The sequence below is a fragment of the Clostridium sp. BL-8 genome (assembly GCF_002006495.1).
In the GTDB taxonomy this organism is placed as follows: domain Bacteria; phylum Bacillota; class Clostridia; order Clostridiales; family Clostridiaceae; genus Clostridium.
The window spans coordinates 52,129-71,936 of the sequence record NZ_LZZL01000019.1; the positions used below are offsets into that span (position 1 = coordinate 52,129).

General features: G+C 29.5%; 17 protein-coding genes. 6 read left to right on the forward strand and 11 right to left on the reverse strand.

The window, feature by feature from the left end:
* Positions 1–100: 100 nt before the first annotated feature.
* Complete coding sequence (locus CLOBL_RS08720) at positions 101–2,023, reverse strand: ABC-F family ATP-binding cassette domain-containing protein (RefSeq protein ID WP_077858663.1); 1,923 nt, start codon at positions 2,021–2,023, stop codon at positions 101–103.
* Positions 2,024–2,631: 608 nt separating this feature from the next.
* Between CLOBL_RS08720 and CLOBL_RS08725 the strand changes: the two genes are divergently transcribed.
* Complete coding sequence (locus tag CLOBL_RS08725; RefSeq protein WP_242953804.1) at positions 2,632–3,630, forward strand: VanZ family protein; 999 nt, start codon at positions 2,632–2,634, stop codon at positions 3,628–3,630.
* Between the two features lie 172 nt (positions 3,631–3,802).
* Positions 3,803–4,417, forward strand: coding sequence for a TetR/AcrR family transcriptional regulator (locus CLOBL_RS08730; protein WP_077858664.1), 615 nt, complete (start codon positions 3,803–3,805; stop codon positions 4,415–4,417).
* A gap of 109 nt (positions 4,418–4,526) precedes the next feature.
* On the opposite strand, the gene CLOBL_RS08735 is transcribed toward CLOBL_RS08730, so the two are convergent.
* Complete coding sequence (locus CLOBL_RS08735; RefSeq protein WP_077858665.1) at positions 4,527–5,006, reverse strand: hypothetical protein; 480 nt, start codon at positions 5,004–5,006, stop codon at positions 4,527–4,529.
* A 154-nt stretch (positions 5,007–5,160) separates the two neighbouring features.
* Here CLOBL_RS08735 and CLOBL_RS08740 point away from each other — a divergent pair, with 154 nt between their 5' ends.
* Positions 5,161–6,462: an aminotransferase class V-fold PLP-dependent enzyme gene (locus CLOBL_RS08740; protein WP_077858666.1), complete on the forward strand. Its 1,302-nt coding sequence runs from the start codon at positions 5,161–5,163 to the stop codon at positions 6,460–6,462.
* Positions 6,463–6,583: 121 nt separating this feature from the next.
* Here CLOBL_RS08740 and CLOBL_RS08745 read toward each other — a convergent pair whose 3' ends face one another.
* Entirely contained in the window at positions 6,584–7,801 is a 1,218-nt protein-coding gene (locus CLOBL_RS08745; RefSeq protein WP_077858667.1) for a 6-phosphofructokinase, read from the reverse strand.
* Between the two features lie 186 nt (positions 7,802–7,987).
* On the opposite strand from CLOBL_RS08745, the gene CLOBL_RS08750 reads away from it, so the two are divergent.
* Both CLOBL_RS08750 and CLOBL_RS08755 read left to right on the forward strand, forming a co-directional pair.
* Positions 7,988–8,539 carry a manganese efflux pump gene (locus CLOBL_RS08750; protein ID WP_009172509.1) on the forward strand — a complete coding sequence of 184 codons (552 nt, stop codon included), beginning with the start codon at positions 7,988–7,990 and terminating at the stop codon, positions 8,537–8,539.
* Positions 8,540–8,645: 106 nt separating this feature from the next.
* Complete coding sequence (locus CLOBL_RS08755) at positions 8,646–9,074, forward strand: Fur family transcriptional regulator (RefSeq protein WP_077858668.1); 429 nt, start codon at positions 8,646–8,648, stop codon at positions 9,072–9,074.
* Positions 9,075–9,280: 206 nt separating this feature from the next.
* Here the strand turns inward: CLOBL_RS08755 and CLOBL_RS08760 are convergent, their stop codons facing one another.
* The 6 genes from CLOBL_RS08760 to CLOBL_RS08785 form a co-directional block, all read right to left on the reverse strand.
* Positions 9,281–10,186, reverse strand: a complete 906-nt coding sequence (locus tag CLOBL_RS08760) for a D-alanine--D-alanine ligase (protein WP_077858669.1) — start codon at positions 10,184–10,186, stop codon at positions 9,281–9,283.
* A 110-nt stretch (positions 10,187–10,296) separates the two neighbouring features.
* Complete coding sequence (gene nth, locus CLOBL_RS08765) at positions 10,297–10,947, reverse strand: endonuclease III (RefSeq protein ID WP_077858670.1); 651 nt, start codon at positions 10,945–10,947, stop codon at positions 10,297–10,299.
* A 14-nt stretch (positions 10,948–10,961) separates the two neighbouring features.
* Positions 10,962–11,666, reverse strand: a complete 705-nt coding sequence (locus CLOBL_RS08770; protein WP_077858671.1) for a lysophospholipid acyltransferase family protein — start codon at positions 11,664–11,666, stop codon at positions 10,962–10,964.
* Between the two features lie 464 nt (positions 11,667–12,130).
* On the reverse strand, positions 12,131–12,721 hold the full coding sequence (gene epsC, locus CLOBL_RS08775) for a serine O-acetyltransferase EpsC (RefSeq protein ID WP_077858672.1): 591 nt from the start codon (positions 12,719–12,721) through the stop codon (positions 12,131–12,133).
* A 132-nt stretch (positions 12,722–12,853) separates the two neighbouring features.
* Entirely contained in the window at positions 12,854–13,765 is a 912-nt protein-coding gene (gene cysK / locus CLOBL_RS08780; RefSeq protein ID WP_009172515.1) for a cysteine synthase A, read from the reverse strand.
* A gap of 542 nt (positions 13,766–14,307) precedes the next feature.
* Complete coding sequence (locus CLOBL_RS08785) at positions 14,308–15,558, reverse strand: CBS domain-containing protein (RefSeq protein WP_009172516.1); 1,251 nt, start codon at positions 15,556–15,558, stop codon at positions 14,308–14,310.
* Positions 15,559–16,034: 476 nt separating this feature from the next.
* Between CLOBL_RS08785 and CLOBL_RS08790 the strand changes: the two genes are divergently transcribed.
* Positions 16,035–18,044, forward strand: a complete 2,010-nt coding sequence (locus CLOBL_RS08790) for a YgiQ family radical SAM protein (protein WP_077858673.1) — start codon at positions 16,035–16,037, stop codon at positions 18,042–18,044.
* Between the two features lie 163 nt (positions 18,045–18,207).
* On the opposite strand, the gene CLOBL_RS08795 is transcribed toward CLOBL_RS08790, so the two are convergent.
* A complete protein-coding gene (locus tag CLOBL_RS08795) occupies positions 18,208–18,861 on the reverse strand; it encodes a hypothetical protein (protein WP_009172519.1) in 654 nt (217 codons plus the stop codon).
* A gap of 51 nt (positions 18,862–18,912) precedes the next feature.
* Positions 18,913–19,791 (reverse strand): YegS/Rv2252/BmrU family lipid kinase, encoded by an 879-nt coding sequence (locus CLOBL_RS08800; protein WP_077858674.1) that lies wholly within the window; start codon positions 19,789–19,791, stop codon positions 18,913–18,915.
* Positions 19,792–19,808 lie beyond the last annotated feature (17 nt).

Genomic DNA, 19,808 nt, shown 5'->3' on the forward strand with positions numbered 1-19,808 from the left:
GACCTTAAGAAAATTATCAATAGTTCTTAATATTTTCTAAAATATACTTTCATATAACAATAAAGAATATCTCGTAAGATATTCTTTATTGTTATATATATTATTCTTGTGAAAGTTCTTCCCATTTTTCATAAAGACTTTCAATGGTTTCTTGAAAAACCTTAATTTCTTTATTGACTCTTTCACTTTCAACTGGATTAGAGTAAATTTCTTCCTTACAAAGCTCCTCTTGTAGCTTTTCTAGAGCTTCCTCATTGGCCGTTATATTTGCTTCTATTGCCATAATTTCATTTTGTTTAGCCTTTGCTTCTTTCTCTAAAGCCTTTTTCTTTTTCTTTTCTTCATTCAATTGAGTTTTTGTTTTTCCTGAAGCCAGACTCTCATAAGCTTCAAACCTTTGGGGATTTTTCTTTTTTTCAGTATAATAGCTATAATTTCCTAGATATTCATTAACTCCCTTCTCTTCTAATTCTAATATTCTATGAATCACCTTATTCAAAAAATATCTGTCATGTGAAATTACAATTAATGTACCATCATAACTTAATATTGCTTCTTCTAAAGCCTCTCTTGATGGAATGTCTAGATGATTTGTAGGTTCATCTAAAAGAAGCAGGTTAGATTTAGATAGCATTAGTTTTAAGAGATTTATTCTGCATCTTTCTCCACCGCTGAGCTTACTTATTTCTTTGAAGACATCATCACCTCTAAAAAGAAATGATCCTAAAAAGCCTCTAATTTCACTTGTTGTAAATTCCGGAAAATCATCCCACACTTCACTTAATACAGTATTATTAATATTAAGGTTTGACTGCTCCTGATCATAATATCCAACATTCACATTTGCACCTAGTACTTTAATTCCAGAATCACTCTCAATTTTATCCATTATAATCTTAAAGAGCGTAGTTTTTCCACGTCCATTTTCACCAATTAATGCAATCTTCTCTCCTCTTTTTAAATCAAGTGATAAATCTGAGAATAATTTTTTATCACCAAAGCTTTTAGCTAAATTTTCAATATGAAGTACATCATACCCGCTCTTAACAGATGCCTCAAATTTAATTTTTGATGCTGACTTTTCCTTATCTGGAGCATCTATAAGTTCCATTTTATCAAGTGCTTTTTCCCTACTTTCAGCAGCTTTTATACTTTTCTCTCTATTAAATGATCTAAACTTTTCTATTATTGCTTCCTGCCTCTTGATTTCTGACTGTTGCAGATTATACGCCTTTAGTTTAGCATCATAATCTTTTTTCATTAGCTCTAATGCTTTAGTATATGGTGCACTATAACAATTCACATGGCCATTTATAACTTGGAATGTTGATGTTGTGACAGAGTCTAGGAAAAATCTATCATGCGAAATTACTATTACAGTCCCCTTATAGGTTTTTAAATATTCTTCAAGCCATTCTATTGCCTCTAAATCCAGATGATTTGTAGGCTCATCAAGTAATAATATGTCAGGATTTAAAAGTAGCAGTTTACAAAGAGCAACCCTAGTCTTTTGCCCTCCACTTAAGTTTGAAATTGACTTTCCAAAGTCTCCTTCATTGAATCCAAGACCTTTTATTACACGAGATATCTCACCTTTATAAGTATATCCTCCTCTATTTTCATAAAGATCTTGTGCTACTCCATAGTCTTTAATAATTTTTTCATGATAAGAAGCATTTTTTTCATCATATGGTTCGTTCATTTTTAATTCTAAATCTTCTATCTTTTTTTCTAATCTTTGAAGATCTTCAAAAACAAGCAACATTTCATCATAAATTGTATTACTTGAATCCAATGCTAAATGTTGCGCAAGATATCCTAGTGACTTATTTTTATCTACAAAAACCTCGCCATCATCTTGGGATAATTCTTTTGAAAGTATTTTAAATAAAGTGGTTTTTCCCTCACCATTTGAACCTATTATCCCAACCTTATCCCCTTCATTAATAGAAAAGGTTACATCCTTTAATATGGTATCTATTCCATAACTTTTACTTATATTTTTACAACTTAAAACAATCATTTTTCATCCTCCAGTAGCTTAGCTGAAAATCAAAAACATTATCGCTCCGTTAGATTTTCTTTACTAATTATACTATTTTATATTTCTTATAGCAATTTAGACCTTTGTAGATAACAAACAACTTTGGTGCTAGAGTTATGTTGTAACTTACCGAAATTATAAATATTTTTTAGAAATTCCTAAATTAACTTCATCACCAATTTAAAGTTTGGATTATTTTTTAATTTATTCTATAATAGTAGAGATAAACGCTTATAAACTTGACTTATATAGAATAATTATTTATTTTTAGGTTATTGAATAAACAGAATTTGTAAAAAATATATGAGTATTTTAAAACAGAAGTAGCTAAGGTTTTTCCACCATTGGAAAATATTTATACAATCATTAGAAATTGTATTCCTTAAGAGTTTTTCAGAAGAAGGAACCAATTATTCCTTGAGCATATGTTAAGTCACTGGATGGAGAAGATATGGAAAATGTTATTCATAGAATGATGTTCTGATTAACGAGTTGCCAATATAATGCTGCAGGAATCCTTTAAAAGAACATTAAGTTTTATTTTGAGTTAAATCAAGTTACTATTGATTCTGATGTGATTTTTGAAGATGAAAGGAGATCTAAGAATAAAAAATGAACAAGAAAAAATTTCAAAGGGTAATGAAGTATTGATGGATAATTCCGAGGTTATGAATGGCAAATTACATAGATTTATTCTTATAGGAACGATATTATATACAATTTTAGTACTGTATTTCATGTTCTTTGGGTTTAGCCGACTAGACCAAAGAATCAATTATAATCAGTATACATTTATGCTTATGCCTGAAGGGATTCCACTAAGGTTTCCGGAACTAACGATGTCATGGTTATACGATTTTGGAAACATTGCTGCTTTTATCCCTTTTGGAATAGTAATTCCATTATTGTATCGTATACGTTTTAGAAAGTTTATAGCATTGTTCATATTAGTGATTTCTTTTTTAGAGGTATTACAATCCGTTACCTTTATGGGTACATTTGACACTATGGATATTATATCTAATACATTAGGTGCGATCATGGGATTTGTAGGATATAGAGTAGGATTTTCTTCTGAGATTACCTTAAAAAAACTTGTTGCTTCAGCAGTATCTATTCTTATGCTTATCATTGGAGTTATGATTGTTTCTGAAACAATCGATTATGGTGTACATGTGAATGAAAGAATAGGACCTGTTCAAGCATTAAATGAAGCGAGTACAACCATGCCAATAACTAATAGTTTTCAAACTTTTACGGTGGAAGGCGAGACAGTACAGCCAAAATTTAATTTGTATAGCGGTGCGGATGGAATAAGTAAGGAGTATTTATTTAATTTAGGCAAGAAAAATCTATGGCTCTATGCCAATTATGGTATTCCCGACGGAGAAGAATACAAGGGTTCCGTTACGATTATGATTAATGGGGAAAAGTTTGCTCAGTTCACTGATCAAGACAAAGATAGCCATATGATGAAATTAGAGACGTTTTTTGACTCGGAAATAAAAGATGTTAAAATTATAGTTACGGGAAATGCAAAGGTATGGGATGTTAGCATTGCAGAAATAAAGCATTGGTGGGAGTAACTATGATAACAGAAAAATAAGGAATATTTTCTTAAGCAATTATTTGTAAATATTAATTATTCAACAACCTATATTCTATTTAAGCTTTTTTTTTTGTATATATACTAAAAATCACATAATTCTAAATTTAAAGTTAAATATCTATTATAGAAACATTACTTGGAGGCAAGATATGGCTGTGAAAGATGGTGGCAGTAGCTTTACCGAAAGAAAAAAACAATTAAAGGAAAAAGAATTACTTTTAGCCGCATATAATCTATTTTTTAAAAAAGGCTTTGAAAAAACCTCTATTGATGATATTGCTAAAAATGCTGGGGTTGCAAAAGGAACCTTTTATTTATATTTTAATGATAAACATGATATTTTAAATAAACTGATTCTTCAAAAAAGCAATGAAATAATAAAAGAAGCTTTAGCTAAAACAAACGCTTTAGGAAGTGAAGACTATAGAGAAAGAACATTATTTTTTATAGAACATATAATAAATTATTTGAAAAATAATGAATCTTTATTAAGGCTAATAAATAAAAATATTTCCTGGGGATTATACAGGAAGGCTATAATGAAACCAGAGGCATACAATGAGGTAAAGAAAGTACTAGATCTTTTTATTAATAACCTTACTAATGAAGGAATGAATAAAGAGGATGCTGAAATGACCTTGTTCATGATTTTTGAATTAGTTGGAAGTGTATGTTTTACAACTATTATACTAAAGGAACCCGTTGACATTGAAAGTATAAAACCGCTTTTATTTAAAAAGATCTTAGCAATGATAGAAGTTTAATAACTTATGGTAAAAAGCCATAATAGGCTCACTATAATGGCATTTTACCTCCTTGCCTTCTGAAAACTATTCATGTCATCTTTGGACTTGTTATTTATTTTTATGTTCCTTAACATTTATCATCTTTATTAGAATACATTAATGTTGATTTTATCAATCTTTTAATAATCACTCTTACTATTGGACGTGGAATTCGATATGAATAAAGAGTAGCAAATATCCCTGGATGTTTTTTCTCAATTTTTGAATATATTTTGCTTATATCACTATTAGAACTAGACCTTTCTAAATCTTCTGTTTCATCTAAATCAAGATCAAGATTTCTTAAAATATCAAATGTAGTAGGTATTGTATTGTTAGCTACGTTAATATATCTATTCATAGAATAATCACTGGAATCATCAGAATGATAGCATAATTCTGGAAGTCCTGTTTCAGAAGGAAATAAATCCAAATTACTATCATCATCAAAATTCAAAGAAACTTTATCATACAGATTTCTATCCATAAATTCTGGTGGAACAAATTTAATATCATTATCATCCAAATTTGCTCGAGACTCTGCCATATATTTCTCATCAGGTTTCATTAATATTACCTCCTATTAATATGATTACTATTAATAATATGCATCATAAATATATATATAGTACTAAATTTCATAGAAAAGATATGAATTTTACTTTTCTATTAAGTGAACAATAAATATGTCATAGGAATACTATATATTGGAGGAGATGCATATGAAGGTAAAGGATACAAAAAAACTCAAAGACTTATTTATTGGATTAAATGAAAAAGTTTGTGCTGCAAATGGACATTATATAAGAGGAATAAATTTTGATAATGCAGCTACAACTCCACCTATTAAGTCAAGTATTGAATATATAGAAAATTTAAGTAATACCTATGCTTCCATAGGTCGAGGAACAGGCCAGAAAGCAGAAATTACTACTGATTTATACAAAGACTCCAAAGACTTCTTAATGAATTTTTTCAATATAAAGAATAAAGATAAATATGTAGTTATTTATGTTAGTAATACAACTGAAGGGATAAATAAATTAGCAAAAACCTTAATAAAAGATCCAGATGAAATAATTTTAACTTCAAGAATGGAACACCATTCAAATGATTTGCCTTGGAGAAAACGAGGTAAAGTAGATTATATTGAAGTTGATCAATATGGCAGGCTTAAAATTGAGGAATTAGAAGATAAACTTAGGGCAAATAACGGTAGAGTTAAATACGTCTCTCTTACTGGAGCTTCCAATGTAACAGGTTATGTTAACAATATTCATTTTATAGCAAAATTAGTTCATAAATATGGTGCTAAACTAATTGTGGATGGCGCGCAACTTATACCTCACACAAGAGTTAATATTAATGATGGTGATGATGAACAAATTGACTTTTTAGTGTTTTCAGCTCACAAAATTTATGCTCCATTTGGAGTAGGGGTAATAATAGGATTGAAAGAAGATTTTATAGATGTTGATCCGGATTATTCAGGCGGGGGAACAGTTGAATTAGTACTTGATAATGATGTTAAATTTCTTCTTCCACCTGAAAAAAATGAGGCTGGAACACCAAACTTTTTGGGAGTAATGGGCTTAATCAATTCGCTGAAGACTATAAATACTATTGGATTTGATTATATCGAAAAACATGAGCACCTTCTCTTAACGCATACTATACAAGGTTTAAATACAATACCCAAAGTAACAACGTACGGAGACACCATAAATATAAGCGACAGGCTTGGAATTATAACCTTCAATTTAGAAAACATGTATCATCATGATGTTGCAGATATATTAGCTAAACAAAAAGGTATTTCTGTGCGCCATGGATGGTTCTGCGCCCATCCTTACTGTAGAAGACTTATGAATGTAAGTGAAGCTGAAGCTAAAGAATTTATTGAGAATCCTAATAAAAAAATGCTTGGGATGATAAGAGTAAGCTTCGCACTCTATAATTCTATTGAAGAAGTAGATGTATTCTTAAATGTATTAGAAGATATCAGCCTCGGGAAACTCAAATAGAAAGCACTAAATATCATTATGTTAAAAATGACAAATGACAAGTTAAGAAAGAAAAGCTCATAGCTTGAGCTTCATCCTTAACTTGTCTCTTGTCATTTGTAATTATTCTATTGTAGCTTTTTTATTGGTTAAACACCTTATATTTTGGAAGATTACCTTCATAATTCAAACTAGGAAGATCCTTTATAAGAGGTTCAAAATATGTATTTGCTTCTTCTGTTACAAAATTACCTTCTTTATTAATCCATTCTACTGGAAAATACTTTACGTTATTTGCAATTTTATCAGCATCAACTAATGAATATGTAACCTTGTAAGGCTTATTACTTTCTCTAGTAATAGTGACCATTTTTCCACTTTCACCCTGAGCTGCGTACTTAAGTGCCATTTCTCCAACATTATATGCTTCTGTTAAGTCAGTATCAGAAGCACAGTGCATAGCACAACGTTGAAGAATTCCTAGTTCAAGCGCCTTTACTCTTGTTGTGATGCCAGCATCAAGGATTAGCTTTCTTAAATATTCTGAAACACCACCTAATTGAGCATGTCCAAAATTATCCTGAGATACACATTCAAATTCAGAAACGAATTTACCACTTTCATCTCTTATTCCTTCTGATACTATTATGTAAACTTTATTTTGCTCATCAAATCTTTTTCTAACATCTGATATAAACTTAATCTTATCAAAAGCAGCTTCAGGCAGATAAATAAAATCTGCTACTGGTTTTCCATCTACTTTTGCAATGCAAGCTGATGCTGCAAGCCATCCTGTGTCTCTTCCCATAGTTTCTAAAATGAATATTCCATTATTAATATATACAGATGCATCTAAATATGTTTCCATCGCAGTAGTTCCAATAAATTTTGCTGCACTACCAAAACCAGGAGTATGATCAATAAACATTAAATCATTATCAATTGTTTTAGGAATACCAATGAATGTTATTCCAAGGTTATTTAATTTTGAATACTTTGAAAGTTTAGCAATAGTATCCATAGAATCATTTCCACCAACATAAAAAAATGCTGTTATATTATATTCTTTAAGAATCTCTATTAATTTCTCATATTCTGAACTGCATGACTCTAAGTCTTTTAATTTATATCTACAAGATCCTAGTCCAGAAGATGGTGTAAATCTAAAATTATTTATTTCTTCATCAGATACTGACGACAAATCAATTATATTTTTATTTAATATACCCTCAATACCATTTAAGCCACCATATACTTTTTCAAAATTCCCAAATTTTTTATTAGCATTCAACAGCCCTGCTACACTTGAATTTATTACTGCTGTTGGTCCTCCTGATTGGGCTATTATACAATTTGACATGAAATTTCCTCCTTATTTGTGATGCTAAAATCAGCAAATATGATATACTATTTGTTTTATAGTAATACACTATTTATTAATATACAATAAAAAAGAGATTAAATAAAGACTTTTTTTATTTTTTTCGCATATATTAAAATGATTTTAATTATTATAGAGTAAATAGTATTTTAAGGGGAAGATAAAATGAATTTATATGGTGTAATAATAATAGGCATTGCATTGGCTATGGATGCTTTTGGTATAACCTTAAGCATTGGGATAAATCCGATAGTTAACAGAAAGCATAAACTAAAGTTTTTATTATCTTTTGCATTTTTTCAATTTTTATTTACATATCTAGGAGGAACATTAGGATATTTGTTTGATACTTATATTACTAATATTCCATCAATTGCAGGTGGAATAATCATAGGAGTTATCGGGATTCTAATCCTAATTGATGGTTTTAAAGAGAAGGAAAATGAAATTTTAATAAAAAACAGTACATGCATTTTACTTGGAATATCCGTTAGTATAGATGCCTTGGTAATTGGATTTACTGCTTTCCGTTTAATCACAGGAAACTTATTACTTTTTATTAATTCAATTTTAATTGGATTAATTACATTGTGCATTTGCACCTTAGGTTTTTTTATCTGCAGATACGTAAAAAAGATAAAATTTGTAACAAAATATGCAAATTTCTTTGCCGGTATAGTGCTTATATTTTTCGGATTTAAAATGATAATTTTCTAAGATACAAGTGCCTAAAAATTTTCCACATTTAAGTTGACATTTTTTTATATACCTATTTTATATGTGATATAATATAATTAATATTTAGCTGTTAGGGGATATAAAAATGGAATCAAAAGAAATTCTAAAAGAAAAAGGAATTAAGCTCACTAAAGGAAGGATAGAAATCCTGAACATATTGAAAAGTTCTGAAAAGAGTTTATCTGCTGAAAAAATATATCAAATTTATAGAAATAACAATATAAATATTAATTTAAGTACAGTTTATAGAACATTAGAATTATTTGAAGAAAAAGAAATTATCGAAAAAATAACCCTTAATGATGGAGTATTTTCATATAAACTCAAAGGAAAGACCCATAGACACTATTTGGAATGTGATATTTGTCATAAAGAAGTTGAAATTCCATGTCCTATGCTTCAAATAGAGGAAATGGTTGAGAATGAAACAGGTTTCACTTTAACAAATCATGATTTGATTATGAAAGGTGTCTGCAAAGATTGTAAGAAGAAAAATAATAATATAAACAAATAAAAGGTGACGATTTAATAACGTTCAACTTAATTTATATAGATACCAATAAAAAACAAATCACCAAATTACTTATTTACCATTGTAATTTGGTGATTTTCTATATATTTTATATTAGTAATTTTTATATACCTGAATCTTAAGTAACCGAAATAACAGAGTACCTGTCCTTTCGGTTAGTTATTACATAATTCTAGACAAAAATTTGTTTATCTGCTTATCTTCATAGAATCTTCTATTATCATATCTATTAATTTCGAAAAATCAATATCTATTGCTGCTGCGCTTTTAGGAATCAAACTATTCTTAGTCATACCTGGAAGTGTATTTACTTCTAGAATATACGGTATTCCTTGCTCAGTAACTATCATATCAACTCTAGCATATACTTCACATTTTAATGCCTTATAAGTTGCTAATGCCATTTTTTCTACTTCTTTATGCAGCTCTTCTTCTAACTCTACTACTACTTCTTCTGCTCCACCATCTTGATACTTTGATGTAAAATCAAAGAATTCCGCGTTTGGCTTTATTGCAATTACTGGCAGCATCTTATCTCCATATACAGGACAAGTTATTTCATCTCCTTTTATAAACTTTTCTATCATAACTTCACTGTCCCACTTAAAGGCCTCTTCAACACAGTCTTTAATTTCTTTTTCTTCCTTTACGATAAAAGTTGCTACACTTGAGCCTCCATGAGTTGGCTTAACTACTACAGGATATCCTAATTCTCTTATTTCATTAAAATCTATGGCATCATTTTTTCTTAAATTTATCCAAGGTGCAGTTCTAATTCCAGCAGCCATTAAAATGGACTTGCTTACATCCTTATCCATACACATAGCACTGCTTAAAGGTCCACAGCCAGAGTACGGTATTCCTAATGTTTGAAGTACTGCTTGAACAGTTCCATCTTCGCCAAATTGACCATGCAATGCTAGAAGCGCAAAATCTATTCCTTTAGTCTTACTAACTATATCTTCTTTTTTATCTATCACAATTGGGATCACTTCATATTTTTTCTTATCTATATTTTCAATTATAGAATTTCCACTTTTTAAGGATATTTCTCTTTCTGATGATATACCACCCATTATAACTCCAATTTTCATATTTTCCTCCAAATATTTATTGATTTAACTTCATAATTAGTTTTAATTCTTCTACTATGTATATTTTAATAAATTTACTACAACATTAAAAGAACCACTAAGTCTGCAAATTACTTTGACCGTGGTTCATTTCTCTTTTCTTTGCCTTTATAGTTACATAAATGATTTAAAGGACATTCTCCGCATTTAGGATTTCTTGCAATGCAGCATCTTCTTCCATGAAAAATTAATAAATGATGCATTAATGTCCATTCCTTTTTGGGTAATTCACTTTGCAATTGCTTTTCAACTTCTAAAACATTTTCTGAACATGCAAGATCTAATCTATTAGATACCCTAAACACATGGGTATCCACAGCTATAGATGGTACATTAAAAGCATTCGATAAAACAACGTTAGCAGTCTTTCTGCCTGCTCCTGCTAGGGAAGTTATTTCTTCCATAGTTCTTGGAACCTCTCCATTAAACTTTTCCTTAAGCTGATTGAACATAAGAATTAAGTTTTTAGATTTATTTCTGTATAGTCCTATTTGCTTTATCCTTCTTTCCAGCTCTTCATTTGTTAAAGTTAGGAATGCATCTAAATCTGGATAATCTCTAAATAAATCCTTGGTCACTTCATTTACTTTTTTATCTGTTGTTTGAGCAGACAATATTGTAGCTATAAGTAATTGAAGTGGTGTCTCATAATTTAATTCACATTTTGCATCTGGATATGTTTCCTTCAGAATATCTACAATTTTTTTTGTCCTTGCTTTCAATGCTTCTAATCTCCTTATCTATAAATTCCTCTATATCTCTCAGGTAAAAGATTTGCTATACTTCTCATTAGAATGTCCATACATCTTTCATCATATTCATGCTTATCTTCATCTTTTTCTTTATTTGGAAATGTAATTTTTTCTCCTATATTTATTGTAACATCCGCATGCTGCCATTTCTCTGATCCCATATCCCCTTGCTCACTTATAGGCAATAATATATCCGTTCCGGACATACCAATTGGAATTATTTCCGCCTTTGACATTCTTGCAAACATCAAGACACCTTTCTTTCCCTCAATCATAGCACCGGTTCTACTTCTAGTCCCCTCTGGAAATATCAAAACATTACTTCCACCTTTTAAGGTCTTAACTACTTTAGTAATAGCTTCTTTATCAGCTGTATTAGGCATAATCGGAATATTCTTTACTATTTTAGTTCCTAATTGAGTTATTTGATTATTGGATAATTTTTTCCCCATTACAAAATATGGATCACCGTTTTCTTTTAATACTTTCGATAAAACCAATCCATCTGAATTACTTAAATGATTGCATACGAATATTTTAGGTCCTTTAACTTTATCTATATTCTCTAGCCCATTAATTGTTATATTAGCATTTTGTCTTATATAGTTGTTAACTATTTTCCTTGCTATTTTTATAATCAACCTTTCTGGTAACATTCTTATAATCTTTATCGTAATTGGTGATAACATTTTTCCCCAACCTTTCTTATATACATACTTTTCTATATATTATATATCATTTTACATATTTAACCAATACGTAAAATTAATACTTGGTCTAATCTCCTTATACATTATATATTCTTTCATATATGTATGCAAATCCTTAGGTTGTTATAGATATCCAACATATAAACCAAACTTATAACTTGCAACAGATAAAACCATTAATCAATTATTAGTTAAAAGTTATAAGTTATAACTATGAGTAAGTATAATCTAGAAATTATAAGTAATAAATCAAGTTTTTGATTTGTTTATCTATAATTTCTTTCATAAAAATATTAAGGATCTTTAAGCTATTACTTAAAGATCCCTAACTTTTTTATAATTAAAGGCTTTAATTCTTATTTCTTTGTAAATCTCTTTTTTCTCCACTGAATATCTATCATTTAATATTAGTAATACTTCCTTATACCTTGAATACTCTCGTCTTATATGACCATTTCATTAAATATTTTCTTTTTACGTCCTTTTATATCACTTATTTCTATTATAGTTGCAGTTGCCGGAGCTCTCACAATGTTTTTTGCCGGACTTCCAACTGCAGTTGCCTTTGCTGGAACATTTTTTACTACAACCGCATTAGCTCCTATTTTAGCTCCCTTTCCTACAATAATAGGTCCAAGTACCTTAGCTCCTGTTCCTATTAATACATCATCTTCAATGGTTGGATGCCTTTTTCCTTTATCTTTACCTGTTCCGCCTAGAGTTACTCCATGATAAAGAGTTACATTATCTCCGATCTCAGTAGTTTCACCAATTACTACACCCATTCCATGATCTATAAATAATCCTTTTCCTATTTTAGCTCCTGGATGAATTTCTATACCAGTGAAAAATCTAGATAATTGTGAAATTAACCTAGCCATGAAAAATCTTTTTTTCATATAAAGAAAATGTGCTATTCTATAAGATATTAATGCATGGATACATGGATATAATACTAATACTTCTATTTTACTTTTAGCTGCTGGATCTTCATTTAAAACTCTTTCTAAATCATAATTTAATCTTTTAAACACAGCTTATTCCTTCTCCCTTTCTATAGTTTTCAGTAGAATATTATCAATTAAAGCAATAATATGAAATTACAAAAATTTTCATAAAATCATATTATAGCCTCTCTATAAGTGCATATTATAATTTTTTAACTGCTAATCAAATAAGCCCATTGATATATACTTTTCTCCACCATCAGGAGCAATAGCTAATACTTTTTTGCCTTTTCCAAGTTTTTTAGCAACTTCTATAGCTGCATATATTGCTGCCCCTGAAGAAATTCCAACTAATATACCCTCTTCTTCAACAAATGCTTTTGCTGTTTTAAATGCATCTTCGTCTTTTACTGATAATACTTCATCTACATACTCTTTTTCATAGATACTTGGAACAAATCCTGCACCTATTCCCTGAATTTTATGTCCACCTGGGTTTCCTCCACTTAAAACTGGTGAACTAGCTGGTTCAACTGCAATTGCTTTAACCTTTGAAATCTTCTTCTTTAAATTCTTAGATACACCTATTATAGTTCCACCGCTTCCTACTCCTGCTACAAAAGCATCTAAGTCTGGGATATCTTTATATATTTCTTCTGCTGTTGTTTCATAGTGCTTTTCTGGATTTGCTATATTTTCAAATTGCTGTGGGATAAAAAATCCATCTCCACCTCCTATTTCTAATGCTTTTTCTATAGCACCTTTCATCCCCTTAGCACCTTCGGTTAATATAAGATTTGCACCATATGCCTTAATTAAATCTCTTCTTTCTTTACTCATTGTTTCTGGCATTACTATGGTAACCTTATAACCTTTTAACTTACCAATAAGTGCTAACGCTATTCCTGTATTTCCACTTGTTGGCTCTACTATTGTTGATCCCGGCTTTAATATTCCTTCTCTCTCCGCTTTCTCAATCATTCCAAGAGCTGCTCTATCTTTAACACTTCCACCTGGATTAAATTTTTCAAGTTTAACATATATGTCTGCAATATTTTCATCCTTAATCAAGTTATTTACCTTTAAAATCGGTGTATTTCCTATTAACTCTAATCCTCGATTATAAATCATATTACTATTTTCCTCCTCAAACTTCTGCTTAATTTTTAATATCTCCTATTAATACTTTTAGTATTAATATTTCTTCAATTGTTCTTTATATAATAAAAAAACTTCATCCTCTATATAATACTATAGAGACGAAGTAAATTCGCGGTTCCACTCTAATTGGATTTATTAATCCCTCTCAACTTAAGGCACTATAAAATGCCATATCACTATAACGGGTGAACCCGGAGAACCTTACTAAAAGATGTAAAAATGACACACATTCAAACATACCCATATACAATTTCATAAAGTATGCTATTATAATAATTATATCATTTTTATACATATATTCAGACTTCAACTCCAAAGGGCACTTCACATAAGATCTTGATGAAAAGTTCTCAGCTTCCTCTTCTCTCTGTAAACTTCATTTATGTTACTTTCCTTTTTCTAAGTTTTTAATTCTTACTGTTTTGATAGGGTTTATATCATTATTATATTCTATACGCAAAAAAAGGTCAACACTTTTTATTAAATTGCTAAAATAAAAAGTGTTGATTTTGTTAATATTTCTTTTTCCAAAGTGGATATAAAAATTCATCTATTAAATCATGTATGATTACTATCCCTACTAGTTTCTCTTCTTCATCTACTACTGGAACAGAATTTAAATCGTACTTTGCTGCTATCTCTATAACTTTGCCTATTTCATCATCGTGTCTTACTCTAGATACTGTTTCGTCCATTATTTCTCTTAGCTTTGCATCAGTATCATTTATGATTAAATCTCTTAGAGGAATTACACCTTGTATATGCTCATTTTCATCAGTTATATAAATATAATAAATAACATCTTCATCTGGCTTCATTTCTTTTAATATTTCAATAGTATCTCCGACTGTTATATTTAAATTTACAGATATGAACTCTTTACTCATAATACTTCCAACTGTCTCATCTTCATATTGTAAAAGTTCTTTAACTTCATCTGCATCTTCTTTCTCTAAGTTAACTAATATTTTTTCTCTTTCTTCCTCATCCAAATCATCTAATAAATCAGCAATTTCATCATTAGGCATATTTTCCAATACTTCAACTGTCTTACTATCAGACAATTCCTTAATAATAGTCCCTTTATATTCTGAATCTATTTCTTCTAGCGTATCCGCTGCTAAATCCTCATCTAAAGACTCTAATACTTGTTTTCTTGAGTTTGTATCCAAGTTCTCTAATATATCTGCAAGATCTGCTGGATGTAAAGTTGACAACTTTTTATATGGTACAGCTAATTTCAGATTATTATCTACCATTTCTAAAGATTCAACATCATCCCATCGTAATACTTTATCTTCTAATTTTTTTCTCATTAGCTTATAGAAAAATTTCATAACTCCTGCGATTTTAAGTCTTCTATATCTAGCTAATGTTCCTGTTTCAACTCCAATGACTCTATATTCACCTGCAATTTTTGCAATTCTTAAGTCGTTTACTCTAACTACTTGTTTTCCATTGATATCTACTATCTTTTTATCCAATAAATTTTCTGATAGAAGATAACTATACCTCATTGGAAGTATTTCCTTGCTTCCCCTGGTTTTAATTTTAAATTTACCATCTTTATTGGCAAACTCTATATATCTAAATTCATAATGAAATGTAATTCCACTTTTCTTTAGTTTATAACCAATTACTCTAGGATATCCTTCTTCGGTTGTTACATAAACATCTTTTAATGTGCCTAAAACATCACCAAATTCATCATAAACATTCTTGCCTAGAATACTTGTATATAGAAAAATAGGTAATTCCAGCATAACTATTTCCTCCTATCTCACTTAGAAGAAAAATCTTTATGAGGAATTTACATTAATTATTCATAACTAATATAAAGAAATCACACATAGATAAAAGATTTTCCTTCTGAACATATTTAGTTTTTGTCGTATCGCAGTTTATATTCTGAGGTCCATCCTCCATCTTTTTCACATCCCTTAAAAAAGTAATAAATTTTATCTTTTCTATATAAAATATAGTTGTATCCTTACTTATTATATTACATAGCAGTGAAAAGGCAACAAGTTTTTGTCATTAAAATGGTATATATCTATGTTATTTTTTTGTAAAATGTATTTTTTATATTTTTATTATTTTCATCTATTTCTAACATTAAAATAATTAACTATTTCTTATCATACCATCTATATTTGTAAACTAATTAGCGTTATGTTAATATACTTTAGTAATAAAATAATAATTTTTGAATAATTTAAAGAATTGGAGTTAATAATATATGAAACTTTGCAAGGAATTTTTGCCTATTAGTAAAGAGGACTTAGAAAAAAGAAAAATTGAACAGCTAGATTTTATTATTGTTTCTGGTGATGCTTATGTTGATCACCCTTCCTTTGGTACTGCAATTATAGGTAGAACCCTTGAAGCTCAGGGCTTTACTGTAGGTATTATTGCACAGCCAAATTGGCATGACTGTGAAGACTTTAAGAAACTTGGTAAACCTAAGTACGGTTTCTTAGTTAATTCAGGTAATATAGATTCCATGGTTAATCACTATACTGCTGCTAAGAGAACAAGACATGAAGATCTATATTCTCCAGGCGGTGAAGCTGGACATAGACCAGATAGAGCACTTATAGTTTATTGTAATAGAATACAGGAAGCCTATAAAGATGCTGCTATCGCAATTGGTGGAATAGAGGCAAGTCTTAGACGTTTTGCTCATTATGATTATTGGGATAATAAGGTACGACGCAGCATTCTTGTAGATTCAAAAGCTGATTTATTAATGTATGGTATGGGTGAAAAAACCGTAATTCAAATAGCAGATTTATTAAGATATGGTGCAGATATCAAAAATATCACAACTGTGCGTGGAACCTGCTATCTTACTAAAGATATATCAAATATTAAAAATGCTGTTATAGTTCAATCTTTTGAAGATGTATCAACTGATAAAAAAGCTTATGGAGAAGCTTATAAATCAGAGTATTATGAGCAAGACTCAATAAACGGAAGAACTTTAATTCAGAAACACGGTGATAGATACTTAGTTCAAAATCCACCTCAAGAAAACTTAACTCAAGAAGAAATGGATTTAATTTATGACTTACCATATACAAGGACATATCATCCAGTATATGAAGAAAAAGGTGGAATCCCTGCAATACAAGAAGTGAAATTTTCTATAACAAGCCATAGAGGTTGTTTTGGTTCGTGTTCATTTTGTGCATTAACTTTCCATCAAGGACGAGTTATTCAAAATAGAGGACAGGAGTCAATAATTGATGAAGCAAAACTCTTAACGACTTTACCTGATTTTAAAGGATATATTCACGATATAGGCGGTCCTACAGCAAACTTTAGGCATAGAGCATGTAAAAAACAAATAGAGCATGGTACCTGCAAAAATAAACAATGCATGTTTCCAGCGCCTTGTAAAAATTTAATAATAGATCATACTGAATATCTTTCTTTACTAAAGAAAGTAAGAAAACTTCCTGGCATCAAAAAAGTATTCATCCGTTCCGGAATTAGATATGATTACCTAATTCATGATAAAAATGATGCATTCTTTAATGAATTATGTGAACATCACATCAGTGGTCAATTAAAAGTTGCTCCTGAACATGTTGTTCCTAAAGTTTTAAATCAAATGGGAAAACCAACACGAGAAGTTTATGATAAGTTTGTTAATAAATATTTTCAAATAAACAAGAAACTAGATAAAAAACAATTTTTAGTTCCTTATTTAATGTCTTCCCATCCAGGTTCTGATTTAAGTGCTGCTATAGATCTTGCCTTATATATTAAAGAAATGGGATATACCCCAGAGCAAGTGCAAGATTTTTATCCAACACCAGGCAGCTTATCAACTACAATGTATTATACCGGTTTTAATCCTATAACTGGTGAGGAAGTTTATATTCCTAAAACTCCAGAAGAAAAAGAAATGCAGAGAGCACTAATACAATTTGCTGTACCAAAGAACTATCAAAAAGTAAAAAAAGCTTTAATTAAGGCTCACAGAGAGGATTTAATTGGAAACGGTAAAAATTGTTTAATTGGTTTTGAGCCTGGAAAGCTTGGATATCAAGGTAAAAATAAGAATACCGGCAAATCATCTAGTAATACAAATAGAACTAGTAATGGAACTTCTAATAAAAAATCTCTTAATGATAAAAATCAAAAAGATATTTCCAAACTAAAAAGTACCTCTAATGCAGCTCACAAAAATGCAAAGAATTCCTCTCGCAAAAGTGATAATGTAAAAAAAAGAGTTCATTAATAAAATTACTGATTAATAAATATTCTTTAACTTATTAATCAGTAATTCCATAACACATTACAACAAATGGCATTATAAGATTTTAGATTAACTTCCACTCTTATAATGCCATCTGTTTTTTTAATCCAGTAATAAAAGATAATATTAATGTTTTTCGCACTCATCATTTTTTTAAAGAAACTTTAAAGCCATTTAGAACAAAATTTAAGATGACTAAAAATACCATATCTCCTACGACTGAATATGGGAAAAGTTTAATTCCACCTAAAATAATGATATTTTCTAACATTACTATTGAAATTGCTATGATTATAAAACATATTCCTTTTCTATTTACAAAAGGTTTATCTAATAATATCACATTCAAAACTAGAAGTATCCCAAGCAAAATTAGTGAAAATAAAAATAGAATTATACTTTTATCTATCTCTAATATGAATCCATACGAATAACTTACTTGAACTGCCACTTTAGAAATGTGTATTATAAAACCATAGATAGCAGTTGCAATTGCTGCAATAATATAACTACCACCAAAGCCCAATTTTTCTGCTCTTAAATAAACGTAAGTTATGGCTAAAACTATAAGAGGAATTGATAAATGGTCTAAAAATATTATTGGTTTTAAGTAGTATATTATAGTACTATTTTTAAGTATGCATAAAAGGAATAACGCTATATGTCTTAATAAAAATAATGTAATTACCAAGGTTAAATATATCTTTATTTTCTTTGGTGAAACTTCTAAATTTTTTCTTATTGTAGAAATAGATAAAAAAATTATAAGTAACAAAAATAAATAATATGCAAAGTTCACAAACTACGCTCCAATCCATATTCCTGTTACTTATATTTATTATTGAATATATTATTTTATACCTAAAAGTTTAATTCCACCTTTAATACATTGAATTCTTAATGGGAAATCTGGTCCTCTTTCTCCATCTATGTCTGTAACAATATCTTCTGAAGATTCGATATATACATCATCAGTCCTAAAATATACAACTTTATCTGAATCTAAATGTTCTCCTCTCAAGAGTTTTATTAGTAATGGTAAAATCTCTATTAATTGTACAGCTTTAAATACTATTACATCTAACTTACCATCTGTAATTTCTGCCTCTGTCGCTAAGTTAAGATTTCCAGCACTCTTACCATTAAAGACCAAGAGTAAATACATTTCTCCATCATAACTGCATTCTTTAGAAGATATTTTTACTTTTAACTTTCTAAAATTAGGGATTTCCTCAATTCCCTTTAAGTAATACGCTACTTTTCCCATTGTATTTTTCAAGTTAGTATCTATTTTTTGAGATATATCAGTAAAAAGTCCTGAACTCGCTACATTAATAAAATACTTATCATTTATCTTACCAACATCAACAGCCACTGGCTTTGAATCCAATATCTGCCTGCATGCCTCTTTAACATCATTTGGCATATTTATAAACTTTCCAAAATCATTTGCAGTTCCAACTGGTAATATTCCTATAGGTACATTTATATCTTTATTCTTCATAGCATTTACAACAGAATCTACAGTTCCATCTCCACCAGCCACTAAAATATAGCTATATGTATGATCTACTATATCTAGTGCTTCAGATAAATCTCTTCCTTTTTGAATTCTATACGGAACAATTGTTAAACCAGCTTCCTGATGCAAATTTATTACAGTATCTAATTCATTTCTTATACTACTTTCTCCTGAGTATGGGTTGTATATGAATCTTACCTTTTTCATAAATTAACCTGCCTCCA

Coding starts and splice junctions, on each gene's coding strand:
- cysK (WP_009172515.1), bottom strand. CDS start 13,765: ATGATTTATAATCGAGGATTAGAGTTAATAGGAAATACACCGATTTTA.
- CLOBL_RS08740 (WP_077858666.1), top strand. CDS start 5,161: ATGAAGGTAAAGGATACAAAAAAACTCAAAGACTTATTTATTGGATTA.
- CLOBL_RS08750 (WP_009172509.1), top strand. CDS start 7,988: ATGAATTTATATGGTGTAATAATAATAGGCATTGCATTGGCTATGGAT.
- CLOBL_RS08725 (WP_242953804.1), top strand. CDS start 2,632: ATGAAAGGAGATCTAAGAATAAAAAATGAACAAGAAAAAATTTCAAAG.
- CLOBL_RS08785 (WP_009172516.1), bottom strand. CDS start 15,558: ATGCTGGAATTACCTATTTTTCTATATACAAGTATTCTAGGCAAGAAT.
- CLOBL_RS08800 (WP_077858674.1), bottom strand. CDS start 19,791: ATGAAAAAGGTAAGATTCATATACAACCCATACTCAGGAGAAAGTAGT.
- CLOBL_RS08735 (WP_077858665.1), bottom strand. CDS start 5,006: ATGAAACCTGATGAGAAATATATGGCAGAGTCTCGAGCAAATTTGGAT.
- CLOBL_RS08770 (WP_077858671.1), bottom strand. CDS start 11,666: ATGTTATCACCAATTACGATAAAGATTATAAGAATGTTACCAGAAAGG.
- CLOBL_RS08790 (WP_077858673.1), top strand. CDS start 16,035: ATGAAACTTTGCAAGGAATTTTTGCCTATTAGTAAAGAGGACTTAGAA.
- CLOBL_RS08720 (WP_077858663.1), bottom strand. CDS start 2,023: ATGATTGTTTTAAGTTGTAAAAATATAAGTAAAAGTTATGGAATAGAT.
- CLOBL_RS08730 (WP_077858664.1), top strand. CDS start 3,803: ATGGCTGTGAAAGATGGTGGCAGTAGCTTTACCGAAAGAAAAAAACAA.
- CLOBL_RS08755 (WP_077858668.1), top strand. CDS start 8,646: ATGGAATCAAAAGAAATTCTAAAAGAAAAAGGAATTAAGCTCACTAAA.
- CLOBL_RS08745 (WP_077858667.1), bottom strand. CDS start 7,801: ATGTCAAATTGTATAATAGCCCAATCAGGAGGACCAACAGCAGTAATA.
- CLOBL_RS08760 (WP_077858669.1), bottom strand. CDS start 10,186: ATGAAAATTGGAGTTATAATGGGTGGTATATCATCAGAAAGAGAAATA.